At 36.7% G+C, this 18,791-nt stretch carries 11 protein-coding genes; all 11 read left to right on the top strand.

Annotated elements, in window-relative coordinates:
• Window positions 1-57: 57 nt before the first annotated feature.
• The 11 genes from H6G73_RS14150 (at window position 58) to H6G73_RS14100 (ending at window position 18,702) form a co-directional block, all read left to right on the top strand.
• The gene (locus tag H6G73_RS14150; protein WP_199317731.1) at window positions 58-2,796 is read left to right on the top strand and encodes a non-ribosomal peptide synthetase; all 2,739 of its coding nucleotides are present in this window, start codon (window positions 58-60) and stop codon (window positions 2,794-2,796) included.
• Window positions 2,793-7,583, top strand: a complete 4,791-nt coding sequence (locus H6G73_RS14145) for a non-ribosomal peptide synthetase (protein WP_190605494.1) — start codon at window positions 2,793-2,795, stop codon at window positions 7,581-7,583. Before H6G73_RS14150 ends, H6G73_RS14145 begins: the two co-directional genes overlap by 4 nt.
• A 52-nt stretch (window positions 7,584-7,635) precedes the next feature.
• Window positions 7,636-8,688: a TauD/TfdA family dioxygenase gene (locus H6G73_RS14140; protein ID WP_190605492.1), complete on the top strand. Its 1,053-nt coding sequence runs from the start codon at window positions 7,636-7,638 to the stop codon at window positions 8,686-8,688.
• 56 nt (window positions 8,689-8,744) lie between these two features.
• A complete protein-coding gene (locus tag H6G73_RS14135) occupies window positions 8,745-13,085 on the top strand; it encodes a non-ribosomal peptide synthetase (RefSeq protein WP_190605490.1) in 4,341 nt (1,446 codons plus the stop codon).
• Window positions 13,086-13,192: 107 nt separating this feature from the next.
• Window positions 13,193-13,963 carry a class I SAM-dependent DNA methyltransferase gene (locus tag H6G73_RS14130; RefSeq protein ID WP_190605488.1) on the top strand — a complete coding sequence of 257 codons (771 nt, stop codon included), beginning with the start codon at window positions 13,193-13,195 and terminating at the stop codon, window positions 13,961-13,963.
• Between the two features lie 72 nt (window positions 13,964-14,035).
• The gene (locus H6G73_RS14125; RefSeq protein ID WP_190605486.1) at window positions 14,036-15,490 is read left to right on the top strand and encodes an aspartate aminotransferase family protein; all 1,455 of its coding nucleotides are present in this window, start codon (window positions 14,036-14,038) and stop codon (window positions 15,488-15,490) included.
• Between the two features lie 27 nt (window positions 15,491-15,517).
• The gene (locus tag H6G73_RS14120; RefSeq protein ID WP_190605484.1) at window positions 15,518-15,739 is read left to right on the top strand and encodes an MbtH family protein; all 222 of its coding nucleotides are present in this window, start codon (window positions 15,518-15,520) and stop codon (window positions 15,737-15,739) included.
• Window positions 15,740-15,829: 90 nt separating this feature from the next.
• Window positions 15,830-16,585 carry a thioesterase II family protein gene (locus tag H6G73_RS14115; protein WP_190605482.1) on the top strand — a complete coding sequence of 252 codons (756 nt, stop codon included), beginning with the start codon at window positions 15,830-15,832 and terminating at the stop codon, window positions 16,583-16,585.
• Window positions 16,586-16,631: 46 nt separating this feature from the next.
• Window positions 16,632-17,321: an ABC transporter ATP-binding protein gene (locus H6G73_RS14110; RefSeq protein ID WP_190605480.1), complete on the top strand. Its 690-nt coding sequence runs from the start codon at window positions 16,632-16,634 to the stop codon at window positions 17,319-17,321.
• 11 nt (window positions 17,322-17,332) lie between these two features.
• A complete protein-coding gene (locus H6G73_RS14105) occupies window positions 17,333-18,130 on the top strand; it encodes an ABC transporter permease (protein WP_190605478.1) in 798 nt (265 codons plus the stop codon).
• Window positions 18,131-18,267: 137 nt separating this feature from the next.
• Window positions 18,268-18,702, top strand: coding sequence for a PepSY-associated TM helix domain-containing protein (locus tag H6G73_RS14100; protein ID WP_190605476.1), 435 nt, complete (start codon window positions 18,268-18,270; stop codon window positions 18,700-18,702).
• The last annotated feature ends 89 nt before the right edge of the window (window positions 18,703-18,791 follow it).

Here is an 18,791-nt window from a genome sequence, read left to right as displayed (position 1 = left end):
TATTCATGTATTGAGAATTTTTATCAAATAAGGTAGAGGATGATGGTTAACTGCCAAATGAGAGAGACAACAGAGGATTTTGAACAAATATTTTTCGACAAAATATATTGGTTCAACAAACTAGCTGGAGAATTACCAGAAACAAATTTCATCACTGATTATGTCAGACCTAGATTATCTAGCGGTAAAACTCAAACCATCACTTTTGAGCTACCTAGTCACTTATCAGTACAGGTAATTAAATTGGCTCATGCTTCCCATTTGTCAATATATATAATTCTAGTCTCTGTCTTAAATTTATTACTGCAAAAATATACTGGTAGTAATGATATTATCCTTGGCTCTCCTTGTTATTATCAACATCATCAATCAGCAATAAACAATCACATCGTTCCCTTACGCTCTCAGTTAGTAAACCACCTAACCTGTAAAGATTTACTCTTACAAGTTAAAGATATAGCAATAGGAGCGTATAGCCATCAAAATTTGAGTTTTGATGATTTATTGAAATTATTAAATATACCCAAAAGCCAAAACCGCTGCCCCATTTTCGATATAATAGTTTTATTGAAAAATATTCATCATCTAGATGGTATTGACCAACTCAAGAATGACTTGACTTTTAGTTTTGAGGTTATTGGTAATTCCATACAAGGCGAAATTACATATAATTCATTACTTTTCCAAGCAGAGACTATCAAAATTTTAATTAAATATTATCTCGGCTTAATTGCCAGTTTTGTTAATCACCTTGACAAGCCAATTTCCGCAATATCTGTATTATCAACAACAGATGAACATCAAATTCTCACAGATTTCAACGCAAATACTCAGAACTTTCCTGTGGAAAAAACTCTCCACCAATTATTTGCAGAGCAAGTGAGTCAAACACCAAACAAAATAGCCGCATTTGATAAACAAACAGAATTAACTTATCAACAACTGAATGATAAGGCAAATCAATTAGCTCAATTCCTTCAACAATTAGGAGTTAAACCTGGAGATTTTATTGCTATTGCTAAACAGCGAGATGTTCACTTCTTGATCGGTATACTGGCAATATTAAAAGCAGGTGCGGCTTATGTACCAATTGATATTAGCTATCCTCCTGAGAGAATTAATTACATGCTCTCCAACAGTGCGGTAAAAACTCTGTTGACAGATTCATCGAATATTCATTACTTAACAGGAATTTGGGACAATTGCCACCAATTAAAATCTGTAATTGTTTTAGACAGAAAAACACATAATTCTATCTCAGATTCAAATATAAAATTCAATATTTACACATCCCTAGAGTGGGAAAATTTGCCCCAGGATAATCTGGCCATGCAGACACCAGGCATCGCCCCCGCTTACATGATTTATACTTCTGGTTCCACAGGATTGCCGAAAGGAGCAATTATTAGACATGGTGGGGCAATTAATCATATTTATGCTCAATTTGCAGCTTTAGAATTAGGAGAAGAATTAACATTTCTGCAAAGTGCCCCAGCTTCATCAGATATCTCTGTTTGGCAGTTTTTAGCCCCCATTCTTATTGGTGGTCAAACGGTTATCGTCAATACTGAAACTGTTTGTCATCCAGAGAAATTATTCCAAGTCATTCAACAAAGAAAAATTACCATTGTTGAACTGGTTCCAGTTGTACTGACAGGTTTATTGGACTATATTTCTCAGTTACCAGCCGATCAAAGATTATTACCTGATTTGCAATGGATGATGGTAACAGGAGAATCAGCATCAGTAGATTTGGTAAATCGATGGCTAGAAATTTTTCCTCAAATCAAGGTTGTCAATGCTTATGGGCCAACGGAAGCAGCTGATGATATCACCCAATTTATTATTGATCAGCCTTTACCAGAAAACCAACGCACAGTTCCCATTGGTAAACCCTTAGCCAACTTAAATATCTATATTCTTGATTCTCAAATGCAACCCCTACCCATTGGGGCATTAGGAGAAATTTGTGTGTCAGGATTTGGAGTTGGCCAGGGATACTGGAAAAATCAAGAAAGTACCCAACGTAATTTTGTTCCTAATCCATTTACTCATACAGCTAAACCCTTGCCAGGTATTGAGACAGATTTCATTTACAAAACTGGTGATTTAGGAAGATGGTTACCAGATGGCAACATTGAGTTTTTTGGACGCATTGACCATCAAGTAAAAATTCGTGGTTTTCGGATTGAATTAGGAGAAATTGAAGCATTACTGAGTCAACATCCTGCGGTCAGAGAAAATGTAGTTGTGGTTAGAGAAGATCAACCTGACGACAAACATTTAGTAGCTTATATAGTCCCCCAAAGCGATGATTCATCACTGTTGAGTGAAGTAATACCACAGCTACGCCAGTTTTTAAAAGAAAGATTACCAGAATACATGCTACCTTCCACTTTCATGCTGATGGAGTCCTTACCCTTAACTCCCAGTGGCAAGGTAGACCGCAAAGCTTTACCAGCACCTGATACATCTTCCTGTCCACTCGCAGTTAATTTTGTCCCACCCCGCACACCGACAGAACAGATAGTAGCTGATATTTGGGCTGATATTTTAAGAAGGGAGTCAGTAGGAATTGATCACAACTTCTTTGATTTAGGTGGTCATTCGCTGTTAGCTACACAAGTGATTTCTCGATTACGTGAAGCTTTTAAGGTTGATTTACCTCTGCGTAGCTTGTTTGAAAATCCAACTGTGAAAACCTTGGTTGAACAAATAGAAGGAATTCTGACAGTACGAGAGTTACAGGCTGTACCTGTGCAAACAGCAGAAGACAGAGAGGAAATCGAACTATGAAAACAATTCAGGAATTTTTGTCTGACCTTTGCTCTCAGGATATCAAAATATGGGCTGAAGGCGATCGCTTACGTTGTAGTGGCCCAAAAGCAGTGCTGACACCAGAAATTAAAGCTGAATTAGCAGCACGCAAGCTAGAAATTTTAGCATTTATTAGTCAAGGTAATCAAGCTTTACAAGCAACTTCACCATCCATTCAACCCGCTGGACGTGATGGTAATATCCCTCTGTCTTTTGCCCAGCAGCGACTTTGGTTTCTCAGTCAATTAGAAACAAATAGCAGTGCTTACAATATACCCGCAGTCGTCAGACTCACAGGCCAATTAAACATCAATGCACTCTCTCAAAGCTGCCAGGAAATTATCAGACGGCATGAGATATTAAGGACAAATTTTATTGTTGCTGATGGTTCTCCCATCCAAGTTATTGGCAAAGATAATAAATTTATTTTTCCAGTCATCGATTTGCAGATATTGGCAGACAATGACAAACAAAGAGAAGTACAAAACTTGGCTATTTTAGAAGCTCAGAAACCCTTTGATTTAGAAAAAGATGCTTTGCTGCGAGCCACCGTACTTCAACTCTCATCAACAGAGTATGTGGTGTTATTGACGATGCACCATATAGTTTCTGATGGTTGGTCAATAGGCATATTAATTAAAGAACTCACAGCACTGTATACAGCCTTTTCTCAAGGTGAACCTTCCCCACTTCCCGAACTACCAATTCAGTATGCTGATTTTGCTATTTGGCAAAGACAATGGTTGCAAGGGGATGTCTTACAAACCCAACTCAATTATTGGCAACAAATTTTGGCTGGTGAGTTACCTATTTTAGAATTGCCGACTGACTATTCTCGACCAGCAATTCAATCTAACAACGGTGCAACAAAGCATTTCCAATTATCCAAATCTCTGACTGAGAAACTCAAAGACCTGTCACAGCAGGAGGGAGTCACCTTATTTATGACTCTGCTGGCGGCATTTAAAGTGTTGCTATATCGCTACACTCAGCAGAAAGATATTATAGTAGGTACTCCTATTGCTAACCGCAATCGTGCAGAAATCGAAGGCTTAATTGGCTTTTTTGTTAATACTTTGGTATTGCGTACAAATCTTGATCATAACCCTTCTTTCAGAGAATTATTACAACAAGTAAAGCAAGTGACTTTAGGGGCTTATGCTCACCAAGACTTACCATTTGAAACATTGGTAGAAACAATACAACCAGGGAGAGATTTAAGTCATAGTCCCTTGTTCCAGGTAATGTTCGTTCTGCAAAATACCCCAGCAGAAGATATTGAGTTACCAGAGTTAAACCTAGAAATATTAAAAGCAGAAAAACATACTACTAAATTTGATCTAACTCTTTCGCTGACAGAAACTGAGGTAGGATTAAAGGGAGATTTAGAATACAACACAGATATATTTAATGCTGATAGAATTACCCGAATGATAGGACATTTTCAGGTATTGTTAGAGGGAATTGTTAATAATCCCCAGCAGCACTTGTCAGAATTGCCATTATTAACCACCAGTGAACAACATCAATTATTAATAGAATGGAATAATACTGAAACTGATTACCCTCAAAACCAGTGCATTCATCAATTATTTGAAGCACAGGTAGAGAAAACTCCGGATGCTGTTGCAGTGGTATTTGAGAATGAACAATTGACCTATTGGGAACTGAATGCCAAAGCAAATCAACTAGCACAATACCTGCAAAAACTGGGAGTAGGGCCAGAGGTTTTGGTGGGGATTTGTGTAAAGCGTTCCCTAGAAATGATAATTGGACTTTTGGCCATTCTCAAAGCTGGAGGAGTTTATCTACCTTTAGATCCCAATTATCCTACTCAACGGTTAGCTTTCATGCTTGAAGATGCCCAAATCAAAATACTGCTGACTCAAGCACAGCTACTAGAAATATTACCCTTCCATCAAGCCAAAGTAATCTGTATTGATAAAGACTGGGAAATTATAAGCCAGGAAAATCGAAATAATCTCAAAAATCAAGTTTCACCGACAAATAACGCCTATACTCTTTATACATCTGGATCAACAGGCAAACCAAAAGCAGTTGTCATTGAACATAGAAACACTCTTGCTTTATTAAATTGGGCAAGACAAGTTTTCACAAGCCAAGACCTCACGGGTGTTTTAGCATCTACTTCTATTTGTTTTGATTTATCAGTATTTGAATTATTCCTACCTTTAAGTTGGGGTGGTAAAGTAATTCTGATAGAGAATATATTGCATTTACCATCTTTTCCTACGGCAAAAGAAGTAACTTTCATTAATACCGTCCCTTCGGCTATAGCTGAATTACTAAAAATTGACGGTATACCTGCTTCTGTACATACTATTAACTTAGCGGGTGAAGCCCTATCTTTAAAATTAGTACAGCAGTTATATCAAAAAACATCTGCGAAAAATGTATTTAATCTTTATGGACCTTCTGAAGACACGACCTATTCAACATTTTCTTTGGTGAAAGTGGAAGCTGAACTTGTTACCATTGGTCGTCCCATTTCCAACACCCAAGCTTATATTTTAGATGCCCATTTACAGCCAGTTCCTATAGGTATTCCTGGTGAATTATATATTGACGGTGCTGGTTTAGCTCGTTGTTACCTCAATAGACCAGAACTAACAGCAGAGAAATTTATTCCCAACCCCTTTAGTAAAAAAGTCGGAGCGCGTCTATACAAAACTGGTGACTTAGTTCGGTACTTACTCGATGGCAATATAGAATTTATTGGACGCATTGATCATCAAATTAAAATTCGTGGATTCCGCATTGAAATTGGGGAAATTGAAGCAGCAATTCATCAACATCCGGAAGTAAGAGAAGCTGTAGTTTTAGTCAGAGGAGATATAGCAGATGACAAACGTCTAGTAGCTTATATAGTTACCTATTTCTGTGAAATATCTGTTCGAGAATTAAGGGATTTTTTGAAGGCTAAATTACCAGAATACATGATACCTTCTGCCTTTGTTGTGTTAGAGAAATTTCCTCTGACACCCAATGGCAAAATTGACCGTCGAATCTTACCTGCACCTGATACCATCCAGAATTCAGAAGAAAATTCTTCCCTAGCTTTGACACCTGTTCAAGAATTACTATCTGGTATTTGGGCAGCAATTTTGGGTATCAAACAAGTAGGGATTCATGATAATTTTTTTGAATTAGGTGGACATTCTTTATTAGCAACTCGTGTTATTTCTCAAATTCGCAAAGCTTTCAAAATAGACTTGCAGTTACGCTGTCTATTTGCATCACCAACAATAAAAGAATTAGCCAAGGAGATTGAGAACACTAAGAAAGCAGATTGTAAAATTAAATTACCCCATATAGGTCAGACTTCCAGAATCGGCAATATTCCTATTTCTTATGCTCAACAAAGATTATGGTATCTCCACCAATTAGAATCTAATAACACTGCATATAATATCTGTAATGCTGTGCGTATTATTGGTTCATTGAATATTCCAGCTTTAGAACATAGCCTTAATGGAATTATTGGTCGTCACGAAATTATTCGCACCAATTTTATGTTAGAACAGGGTCAACCAATTCAAGTTGTCTCTCCCTGTCTTAAGTTAAAATTACCTATTATAGACCTGAGCCAACTATTAGATGACGAAAAAGAGACAACAGTCCAAAAATTAGTGCATCAAGAAGCAGAAAGACTTTTTAATTTAGATACAGATCCACTATTAAGAGTTACGCTATTACAATTATCTGAAACTGAATATGTGCTGCTGTTCACGATGCACCACATTATTTCTGATGGCTGGTCTATGGGAGTATTAATTAATGAAATAGTAGCCCTGTATGAAGCCTATTCTCGTGGTAAGCCATCTCCACTACCAGAAATATTGATTCAGTATGCCGACTTTGCTATTTGGCAACATCAATGGTTACAGGGAGAAGTTTTAGAAGAACTACTAAGTTACTGGCAACAACAACTGCAAAACTTACCCACTCTCAAATTGCCAACAGACTATCCTCGACCTCTAACACCAACATATCAAGGTTCAGCACAACCTTTTACACTCTCTCCTACATTATCTCAACAAATCAAAACCCTGAGTGATCAACATGGTGTAACGCTTTTCATGACCTTGCAAGCTGCTTTTGCCACCTTAGTGCACTACTACAGCGAGCAAGATGACATTGTGATTGGTACAGATGTTGCTAACCGTAATCAGGGAGAAACTGAGGGTTTAATTGGATTTTTTGTGAATCAATTAGTATTACGCACCAAGTTTGATGGTAATCCTAGTTTTTCAGAATTACTAGAAAGAGTTCGGGCAGTTACTTTAGATGCTTATGCACATCAGGATTTACCATTTGACAAACTTGTAGAGGCTATTAATCCAGATCGTAATTTACACAGCACACCATTATTTCAAGTAAAATTAATTCTTCAAAATACTCACACAACTACTTTGAAGATTCCTGGTTTAACTTTCCAAGAATTAACTACAGAAACTAAAACAGCCACCTTTGATTTGCTGTTTGATATCAGAGATACAGAGCAAGGTTTGACGGGATTATTGAAATATAGTACAGATTTATTTACAGCTAAAACTATCGCCAGCATCCTCAAACACTTTGAAACAATTTTGAGCCAAATTGTGAGTCAGCCTACTGTGAAAATAAATGAAATCACAGAAATATTAGCGCAAGCAGACAAGCAAGAAAAACTTGCTCAAGAAATAAATTATCAAAATTCTTTGCAACAAAAATTGGGCAATATTAGGCGTAGGTCTGTTAAGTAAAGTATTTTTGTTAATTTGCGACATTCGATTGAATGAATAGAGGATACAAGTAATGCCGACAAATCAAAATCAACAAACTGGTTCATTAAAATTAGGAAATATCAGACGCAAAGCTGTTAATGTTGGTGAGAATGAATTAATCAAAACCGAATATCTTCACCACAGCCCTAACTTTCCTTTAGTGATTAAACCAGCAGTTAAAGGAGTAGATTTACTGACTTGGGCTAAGAATAATCGAGAATTTTTACAATCAGAGTTATTAAAATACACAGCAATTCTTTTTCGTGGTTTCAATGTCACATCAATCGAAGAATTTGAGCAAATTATTGCGGCTATTTGTGGAGAAGCATTAGAATATCGCTATCGAGCCTCACCACGTACTCAAGTTGCAGGGAGAATTTACACTTCTACTGATTATCCTGCTGATCAAAGTATATTTCCACATAATGAACATGCTTATTCACCTACATTTCCTTTAAAAATATTCTTCTTTTGTCTAACTCCACCAGCACAAGGAGGAGAAACACCTATTGGTAATTGTCGTCAAGTTTTCGCCAATATTGACCCCAAAATTAAAGAAAAATTCATTGAAAAAAAAGTTATGTATATGCGTAACTTTGGGGACGGTTTCGGCTTACCTTGGCAGACTGTTTTTCAAAGTACGGAAAAATCAAAAGTAGAAGAATATTGCTATAACAACTGCATTGATTTTGAATGGAAAGATGGCGATAAATTAAGAACCCGTCAAGTTGGACAGGCTATTATCAAACATCCCATAACTGAAGAAATGGTGTGGTTTAATCATGCAACCTTTTTCCATGTCTCTACATTAGAACCAAAGATTCGTAATTCTTTATTATCTTCTTTTAAGGAGGAAGATTTACCTACCAATACATATTACGGTGATGGTTCTGTAATTGAGCCTGAAGTTTTAGAACATCTGCGTCAAGCTTATCAACGGCAAATGGTGAGCTTTATTTGGGACAAAGGAGATGTATTGATGCTCGATAATATGTTAGCTATTCATGCTCGTAATCCCTTTGTTCCACCGAGAAAAATTTTAGTAGGAATGGCTGAACCTTATACCCCCTCAGTTGCAGTCTGAAATAAAAACAATCAATTTACTTACATAAAAGATTAAAAAGATTAAGAGGAATTAAAATGCAAGCAGCAACTATAGAAGGATTTCGCCTTTCTCCCCAACAGGAGCATTTATGGTCACTACAACAATTTGATAATCAATCGATATATCGCAGTGATTGTATAATTTCAATTACAGGCGATGTTGATATAAACCGCTTGAAATTAGCTTTACAAGATGTTGTTAATGACCATGAAATACTCCGCACCTGTTTTCGTTGTCTTCCAGGGATGACTATCCCAGTTCAGGTGGTTATAAATAACAAAATAATTTTAGAAAAAACATACAATTTGAGCGATTTAAATGATGAGGAGCAAGATACTAAAGTTAAAGCAATTGTTCAAAATTTGAGATGTCTGCCTTTTGATTTAGAAAAGGGTTTAAATTTACAGACTGCTTTGATTACTCTCTCCTTAGATCAGCACCTTTTATATCTCAGTTTACCTGCAATTTGTGGGGATAGTATCACTCTGCATAATTTAATGGGAGAAATTGCTAGTGCTTACTCAGGTAATTTGAATGGTGAATTATCTGAAGAACCGCTACAATATGCAGATTTTTCTGAATGGCAGAACCAAATTTTAGAAGCAGAAGAAACGGAGATTGGGAGGAAGTATTGGTTGCAACAAAACTTAGCTAATATTGATAATTTAAAACTTCCTTACGAAATTGATGGTTTAAATAAGCATCAGTTTGAACCAAAAGCTATCAATTCACTCATTGAGGCTGATTTGGTGCAAAAGATAGCAATTATAGCCAAAAAATATAATACTTCTAGTTCGATATTTCTGCTTACTTGCTGGCAGATTTTATTATGGCGCTTGCTGGAGCAATCAGAGATTGTAATTGGTGTGGGTGTAGATGGGAGAAAATATGATGAATTAAAAGGTGCGTTGGGTTTGTTTGCTAAATATCTTCCCATACAATCTCATTTAGAAGATAATTTAAGTTTTAACCAAGTTTTACAACAAGTAAATGAATCTCTAGAAGAAATCAACAAATGGCAAGAATGTTTTTCTTGGGAGTCAATTAATGATTCTGATACAAAATTAACTACTTTGCCTTTTGGGTTTGATTTTAAACAAGAATCACCTGTATATTATGTGGGGGATGTAAAATTTTCCATTGAGTCACAGTATAGTTGTATCGAAAGATTAAAAATAAAGCTTTATTGTCAACAAAGCACTGAAGATTTAAAGCTAGAATTTCATTATGATTCTAATTTATTTAATAGCAAAAATATTCAACTAATAGCCGAAAGTTTTCACCAGTTAATTATTAGTGTTGCTAATAAGCCATATGAGGTAATTAGTAAGCTCAATATTTTAAGCGATCGCACTCTGTATCAACTTCTATTTCAGTTCAATCAAACTGATGCAAATTACCCAAAAGATAAGGGCATTCATCAGTTATTTACCGAGCAAGTAGCATGCACACCCAATAATATTGCTGTTGCATTTAATAATCAGCAACTTACCTATGGTGAACTGAATGCACGTGCAAATCAATTAGCTCATTACTTGCAACGTTTGGGTGTAGGTGCAGAAGTATTAGTGGGAATTTGTGTGGAACGTTCCCTAGAGATGCTCATTGGTATCTTGGGTATTCTCAAAGCTGGTGGTGCTTATGTTCCCCTCGACCCCCACTATCCCCAAGAACGTTTAGCTTTCATGCTAGAAGATACCCAGGTATCTGTCTTATTAACCCAACAGCATTTACTGGAAAGCTTACCTAACCACAATGCACAGATAATTTGCATAGATACAGATTGGGAAACCATAGCGCAGGAAAATCAGGAAAACCCCCTTTCTACAGCCTCTCCTGAAAACTTAGCTTACATCATCTACACTTCCGGTTCTACTGGTAAACCGAAAGGAGTAGCGATCGCACATCGTAACTTAGTTCATTCTACAACAGCACGCCTTACCTACTACCAAGAACCCATCACCAGCTTTTTATTGCTTTCATCCTTTGCGTTTGATAGTTCAGTTGCGGGTATGTTCTGGACGCTTTGCAGTGGTGGAACTCTACATTTACCAGCAGAAGGAGTGCAACGAGAAGTTCTGAAACTCATAGAGTTAATTTCCCAAAATCGCATTTCTCACTTATTAAGCCTTCCTTCTGTATATGGGCTGATTTTGCAACAAGCACAACCACAACAATTAAATTCTCTACGTGCTGTCATAGTTGCAGGTGAAGCTTGTCCACCAGAATTAGTAGAAAATCACTCTCAATTACAGCCTGATACATCTTTATTTAACGAATATGGGCCGACAGAGGCAACGGTTTGGAGTAGTGTTTACCATTGTCAGTCTCTAGAAACTGGAAAGCAAATATCTATTGGTTGTCCTATAAGCAACACACAAATATATATACTAGATTCTCACTTACATCCAGTTCCTGTTGGTGTGACTGGCGAAATTTATATTAGTGGTGAAGGTATAGCTAGAGGTTATTTAAATCGGCCTGCAATTACATCTGAAAAATTCATTCCTCATCCCTTTAGCCAACAACCAGGAATGCGTATGTATAAAACTGGCGATTTAGGAAGATATCTCAGTAATGGCAATATTGAATTTTTAGGACGCATTGACAACCAAGTAAAAATTCGCGGTTTCCGGATTGAATTAGGTGAAATTGAAGCATTATTAAATCAATATCCTGGAGTACAGGCAGCAGTAGTTATTGCTCGTGAAGATGTACCAGGAAATAAACGCTTAGTTGCTTATGTAGTTCCTGATTCTAAATCAGCTACTACAGCGAATCAACTGCGGGATTATCTGCAAGATAAACTGCCGGAATTTATGGTTCCGTCGGCTGTCGTGCTGCTTAAAGAATTACCTGTAAGTCCCAATGGTAAAATAGATAGAAAGGCTCTACCTGCACCCGAACAAATCAGGGCAGAATTAAGAGGAGAATTTGTTTGCCCTCGCACAACTGTAGAAGAAAGGCTAACTCAAATCTGGGCTGAAGTATTAAAAGTTGAGAAAGTTAGCATTTACGATAACTTCTTTGAATTAGGTGGACATTCCTTATTAACAACTCAGCTACTTGCCAAAGTTAAAGAAGCTTTTAACTTGGATATATCTTTACGCAATTTGTTAGAAAAACCCACCGTAGCAGGGTTAGCAGAGAATATTGAGCGAGTTTGTCAAACAGCAGTTCAGTGTTCAACCTTGGATATCAAAACTGAAACCGTTTTAGACCAGACTATTTATCCTCAAACTTTTGGTAAATTTATCCCTGAACCCAAAGCGATTTTATTAACTGGAGCATCAGGATTTTTAGGAGCATTTTTACTAGCTGAACTTCTACAACAAACCACGGCGGATATTTACTGCTTAGTGCGTTATACAAATCTTGATGATAGTCATACAAAGTTACAAAATATCCTCAAATCTTATGGACTTTGGCAGGAAATTTGGAGTTCTAGAATTATTCCCATAGTCGGTGATTTAGCAAAGCCACTTTTGGGTGTAGAAACTGAAAAATTTCAACAATTAGCATCTATCATTGATGTCATCTATCATAATGGTGCTTGGGTGCATCATCTTTATCCTTACTCCATCCTCAAACCTACCAACGTACTGGGTACACAGGAAATTCTCAGGTTAGCCAGTCAAATTAAAACCAAACCAGTACATTTTATTTCTAGTTCTGGTGTTGTCGCTGCAAGAGTTGAATCGGGAGTTAAATTAGTTCATGAACAGGATATCCTGAATGAAAACGAATTTCCTAGCAACGGATATTGTCAAACTAAATGGGTAGCTGAAAAGTTACTACAAACGGCGGCTGAAAGAGGAATTCCCATCTCTATTTACAGACCATCTCGCATATCTGGACATAGCCAAACTGGAGTTTTTAATAGCAATGACTTTCTCTACAAACTGATAATTGGTTGTGTGCAATTAGGAAGTACGCCAGATATAGATATTAGAGATAACATAGTACCTGTAGATTATGTCAGCAAAGCCATAGTTCATTTATCCAAGCAGGAAGAATCTCTTGGTAAAACCTTTCATTTAGTACATACCCAAACGCTGCATACAAATACACTGATTGACCATATTCGCTCCTTGGGGTATGTAATTGAGCAAATTTCCTATGACCAATGGCGAGCAAAATTGCTCCAACTTACCCAAAGTTCGCTAGAACATCCTTTATCTTCACTAGTGCCATTTTTCCCAGCCAGACAAGCTCAAGAAGATAATTCTGATTTAGGATTTTTAAAATTTGATCACAAAAACGTTATCAATGGCTTAGTAAATACTTCTATTAATTGTCCTCCGATAGATGAGAAGTTACTAGGCATTTACTTTTCTTATCTCATAGAACAAGGATTTATGAATATTAAATTTTGAATATAAAATTCCATCTCTCAATATCTACCTCTCCGCGTCTCTGCGTGAGAAAAAATCATCTCATTTAATCATTCAAAAATTTTGCACAAAATTAGGAGCAATATTGTATGAATACCACAACTCTTTACACTAGTTATGACCCTCTAGCTCGTGTATATAATGAAGATTGGGCTGTAGAAGTTCTCAAAGAGACAATACCAGCTTTAGAAACATTAATTTTCCCAAATTTAATACAGGATGCACAAATTCTCGACCTTGGTTGTGGCACAGGACAATTGGCACAAAAGCTAATGGAAAAAGGGTATAAAGTCACAGGAATTGATGCTTCGGCAGGAATGTTACATTATGCTCGTGAAAATGCACCAGAGGCAAAATTAATTCTTAATGATGCACGGCTTATTGATTTTTATCCTACTTTTGATGCAGTAATTTCTATAGGAGCTTTTAACCATGTAATGAGCCTAGAAGAGTTAACCAATGTGTTTCATAAAGTTTACCAATCTCTATTAGATCATGGTATCTTCTTGTTTTATTTATTTTTAGAAGAAGAATATCTCGATAATTGGAATGGAAAAATTACTGGAAATGTGAAAGAAGACTACGCATGGGCAGCGAAAAATAGCTATGATTTAGAAACTAAAATAGCATCAATTAATTTAACAATATTTTCGTTGATAGATAATACTTGGCAGAGATTGGATAGCACTATTTCAGAAAAATGTTACACCCAAGAAGAACTTATTTTATCTTTAAAAACAGTTGGTTTTAGCGATATTAGGGTTTATGATGCCCATCTGGATTTAAATATATCTAGAATGCCTGGGTGCAAATATTTTGTGTGCCATAAGCAAAAAATGAACGGGAAGAACCATACATAAACTGCCCATCATTCCATTCACAATTGTTGAATAAATCTTTCTGGATATTCCCATAACTTTTTTGTAAAAATTATGAATGCACACCAAGTTACATTACATCAACCTTCAGATAATTTAACCAAGATATTAGCTACAGCAGGTCTTACCAACCAGCAGCAAAAGTATTTACGAGATTTTATCAATCGTTACAGCACACGCACCAAAACATCAAAGCAAATTTCTCAAACTTATCGCCCATTTTTAGCTGATGATAAAAACTTAGGAGAGTTTAATTTACTCTGCAAAGAAATGTATTATCCCATTGTGGCTAATCGGTCTTTGGGTTCTAAAATCTGGGATGTAGACGGGAATGAATATGTAGATGTCATGATGGGTTTGGGGATTAATATTTTTGGTCATAACCCATCTTTTATTAAAGAAGCCTTAATCACCCAACTGGATAAAGGTATTCAAATTGGCCCTCAATCAGAACTTGTGGGAGAGGTAGCTGAATTAGTTTCTCAAATGACTGGGATGGAACGAGTTTGTTTTAGCAATACGGGTACAGAAGCTGTGATGAGTGCTATCCGCATTGCTAGAGCAGTTACAGGTCGTGAAAAAATTGTGATTTTTTCGGGTTCTTATCATGGTCATTTTGATGGCACTTTAATTAAGGCAAATAATGCAGAAAATAATTACTCGGCAATGCCATTAGCACCTGGAATATTACCAAATTTTGTGAATGATGTTTTAGTGTTAGATTATGGCAATCTTGAATCATTAGAAATCATCAAAACTCATCAACAAGAATTAGCAGCAGTTTTGGTAGTTCCTGTACAAACTAGTAGACCGGCTTTACAACCAAGGGAATTTTTACAACAGTTAAGGGAGTTAACACAAGCAACTGAAATTGCTTTAATTTTTGATGAAATGGTGACAGGATTTCGCATTCATCCAGGTGGTGCACAGGCTTATTTTGGTGTACAAGCTGATATTGCAACTTACGGAAAGATTGTGGGTGGTGGAATGCCAATAGGGGTGATTGCTGGTAAAAGTAAATATATGGATGCCATTGATGGGGGTATGTGGAATTATGGTGATGATTCTTACCCTGGGACGAAAAAAACATTTTTTGCAGGTACTTTTTGTAAGCATCCCTTAGCAATGACTGCTGCAAAAGCAGTTCTGAAATATCTGCAAAGTGAAGGATTATCACTACATCAAAAGTTGAATGAGCAGACAGCACAATTTATTAATGCTTTAAATGATTATTTTTCAGTAGAAGGATTACCATTAAGAATGGCGAACTTTGGTTCTTTATTTGGTTCTGCATCTGTGGAACTTGCTGATGGAAATTCTGCTGCTTCAGTAGCCATGGCATTATTAAAATATCATCTCCTGGATAAGGGAGTTCACTTGTTAGGGGTTAGTGGTTATTTATCTACAGCCCATACAGATGAAGATATCAACTATATCATTCAAGCTGTTAAAGATAGTGTAGAAGAAATCAGATTGGGAGGGTTTTTACCTCCCCGTGCTGCTGTTTGAAAGTTTAGTTCATAGGAAATAAAGATAATGCAAACAACTTCAGAAGAGACAACAATTTATAAAGTTGTAGTTAACCATGAGGAGCAATATTCTATTTGGCCTGCTGATCGAGAAAATTCTCCTGGTTGGAGAGATGCAGGAAAAAATGGGCTGAAGTCAGAATGTTTGGAATATATTAAGGCAGTCTGGACAGATATGCGTCCCTTAAGTTTAAGGAAGAAAATGGAAGAATCATCCCAGGAAAATTAATTATTCATCAATTGTGAATGTGATTTGTAGGGAGGGTTAACTTCTCTACAATCATTTTGCGTAAACAGCAAAATAAATTTATTTAATCTCATGAAAAAGAACATATCCAATCAAAACTCTTGGATAGTTTGCCCTAAACCTAATCCTTTGGCAAATTTGCGTTTATTTTGCTTTCCTTATGCTGGTGGTAGTTCATTTATTTTTCGTAATTGGCCAGACTCTCTATCCCCATCTGTCGAAGTTTGTACCATCGAACTTCCGGGACGAGGAAGACAAATACAGTTACGACCATTTGATCGAATTGAGCCACTTGTAAATGCGATCGCTTCTGTGATATCTCCTTATTTAGACAAGCCATTTGCCTTCTTTGGTCACAGCATGGGTGGTTTGGTCAGCTTTGAGTTAACGCGGTTGCTGCGTCAACACTATGGTCTTCTCCCAGTTCACCTATTTATCTCTGGTCGTCGCGCACCCCAACTTCCCGACTCAAAACCATCGGTTCATAACCTCCCTGAAGCAGAGTTTATTGCCGAACTACATCGTCTCAATGGGACACCACCAGCAGTATTAGGGAATGCAGAATTAATGCAGCTATTTCTGCCAATTTTGCGGGCAGATTTTGCTGTTTTGGAAACTTACATTTATCATCCTGAACCACCTTTAGAATGTCCGATTACCGTTTTTGGTGGCTTAGAGGATACAGAAGTTGATTGTAATCAATTACAAGCATGGCAAGAGCAGACAAAGGCTGATTTTAATTTACATATGTTTCCTGGCAATCATTTTTTTATTCATTCTACTCAAGCTTTCTTAATCAAAGCTTTAGAGCAACATTTAAAGTATTAATCAAGAGCGTGAATTTGCTATTTAAAAACCAATCCTGATTATCTCTATGTCCCATCGATTTATTAAACATGCTAGTTTTAATCCTGAATTATTATGGCAAAACCCAATTTTATCTGTTCAAAGCTTAGGAAAAAAAATCGACAATCAATGGTTATGGCGTGATTTAAATTTTGAACTTTTCCCAGGAGAACAAGTAGCTGTAGTTGGTGCTTCGGGCACAGGAAAAAGCCAATTACTGAGAGCGATCGCTAGTCTTGATCCCATCCAAGCAGGATACATTTTCTTTCAAGGTAAATCTCTTGATTCCTACCCTCTCCCACAATATCGCGCTCAGGTAATTTATCTCCATCAACGTCCTGCACTGTGGGAAGGAACTGTAGAAGATAACTTACAACAAGTTTACCGTTTAGCAACTCATCGTCAACAAGTTTATAATCGCCAAATTATTATTAACTATTTACAAATTTTACACAAATCTGCCGATTTTTTACAACGTCCTGTGAAAGCGATTTCTGGTGGAGAAGCGCAAATTGTTGCTTTTTTGCGCGCTCTGCAACTTTCACCTTTAGTTTTATTACTTGATGAGCCTACAGCTTCTTTAGATATAGTTACAGCTAATTGTTTAGAGGCTTTAGTAACAGCTTGGCAGCAGGAAGACCCCCAACGGGCATATCTTTGGACTAGCCATGATGCTGCACAATTGCAACGGATTACCCAGCGTCAAATTAATTTGTAAATTAACGCATTATGACACCTAATTATATTGTCATTGGTTATCCTCAACTTGCCCTAGCCGCCTTATTTATTGTCATTAATATCGGTCTTTCTTTGGCTCTAAATTTAGGCTTAGGAAAAAGTTTGTTAATCGCTTCCCTACGGATGGTAGTGCAATTATTATTAGTAGGATATTTATTGCAATGGGTGTTTACTCTCCGCAATCCCTTGTTAATTATCATCTTAGCTTTAGCCATGACAATTATGGCGGGTATATCGAGTGTTAATCGTACTCATCGAAGATTTTCTAGTATTTATTGGAGTAATTTTATTTCCTTATTTTGCGGTTCATTTTTAGTCACTGGCTTCACTGTTGGTGGTATTATTCAAGTTCATCCTTGGTATGATCCGCAATATTTAATTCCTTTATTAGGCATGATTTTGGGTAATGCCTTAACTGGAACCTCCTTGACTTTAGAGCGGTTTATGGAGGATTTAACTAATCATCGAGAACAAATAGAAGCACTCTTGACTTTAGGTGCAACTCGTTGGGAAGCTGCCCATCAACCGATTAGAGAAGCATTAAGAATTGGCATGATTCCTACAATTAATTCCATGATGGTGATGGGATTAGTAAGTTTACCAGGGATGATGACTGGTCAGATTTTAGCTGGTGCTAGTCCTGTGGATGCTATCCGCTATCAAATAGTGATTATTTTTGCACAAGCATCAGGAACTGCAATTGCCACAATTGGTGTTGTATTGCTGGCATTTTTATCGTTATTTAATCAAAAACATCAGCTATCAGATGCTTTATACAAACAAAGCTAAATATCTTTCAATTTGCACATTAATATCGATAGTGTTGGGTTGATAAAGAAAGATAATGTTGGTTTCGCTATTGCTTAACCCAACCTACTTTTATCTGAGATTAACTGTATTGATAATGTCTAATTTTTAATTAATATATGAAATCCCGTCAAATTCGAGATATTGCTTTTATTCTTCATCGTTATATTGGTTTGGTATTAGGACTCATAATTGCTGTGATTGGCTTGACAGGTAGTTTGTTAGTATTCAAGCCGGAAATTGAGCAAACCCTAATTACCCAGCGAGTTGGGAAGATAATCACTCAAGAACAAATGATTTCCCTTGATGCAGTGTTAGCCACAGCTAAGTCAGTGAATGCTAATCGTCCTGACCTGGAATTAAATAAAATTAGGCTACCTGCTACTCCTAGTTCACCTTATCAAGTAGATTTTTTTGATAAAGACTATCAACTAACTCGCCTATTTATTCATCCTTATACTGGTGCAGTTATAGGAATAAATGAATCGGATTCTAGTTTTGAAAGAATTGTGCTGAAAATTCACTATAGTTTGTTAGTAAGGATTCAGGTCTAAATGTGAGGAATTAAAGAAGGAGTCTGCACAGCAGGGTTAACCATTGCTTTGATAGCTTGGTCAAAAAAGTCAATAACAGAACGTCCTTG

It is taken from the genome of Richelia sinica FACHB-800 (genome assembly GCF_014698825.1).
Classification (GTDB): Bacteria; Cyanobacteriota; Cyanobacteriia; order Cyanobacteriales; family Nostocaceae; genus FACHB-800.
Note: the sequence above shows the minus strand (reverse complement) of the source record. Positions and strands in the feature narration are given on the sequence as shown.

Bases quoted from the DNA above. Each gene is read 5' to 3' on its own strand.
- H6G73_RS14125 (WP_190605486.1), top strand. From the start codon at position 14,036: ATGAATGCACACCAAGTTACATTACATCAACCTTCAGATAATTTAACC.
- H6G73_RS14145 (WP_190605494.1), top strand. From the start codon at position 2,793: ATGAAAACAATTCAGGAATTTTTGTCTGACCTTTGCTCTCAGGATATC.
- H6G73_RS14135 (WP_190605490.1), top strand. From the start codon at position 8,745: ATGCAAGCAGCAACTATAGAAGGATTTCGCCTTTCTCCCCAACAGGAG.
- H6G73_RS14130 (WP_190605488.1), top strand. From the start codon at position 13,193: ATGAATACCACAACTCTTTACACTAGTTATGACCCTCTAGCTCGTGTA.
- H6G73_RS14115 (WP_190605482.1), top strand. From the start codon at position 15,830: ATGAAAAAGAACATATCCAATCAAAACTCTTGGATAGTTTGCCCTAAA.
- H6G73_RS14140 (WP_190605492.1), top strand. From the start codon at position 7,636: ATGCCGACAAATCAAAATCAACAAACTGGTTCATTAAAATTAGGAAAT.
- H6G73_RS14105 (WP_190605478.1), top strand. From the start codon at position 17,333: ATGACACCTAATTATATTGTCATTGGTTATCCTCAACTTGCCCTAGCC.
- H6G73_RS14150 (WP_199317731.1), top strand. From the start codon at position 58: ATGAGAGAGACAACAGAGGATTTTGAACAAATATTTTTCGACAAAATA.
- H6G73_RS14120 (WP_190605484.1), top strand. From the start codon at position 15,518: ATGCAAACAACTTCAGAAGAGACAACAATTTATAAAGTTGTAGTTAAC.
- H6G73_RS14100 (WP_190605476.1), top strand. From the start codon at position 18,268: ATGAAATCCCGTCAAATTCGAGATATTGCTTTTATTCTTCATCGTTAT.
- H6G73_RS14110 (WP_190605480.1), top strand. From the start codon at position 16,632: ATGTCCCATCGATTTATTAAACATGCTAGTTTTAATCCTGAATTATTA.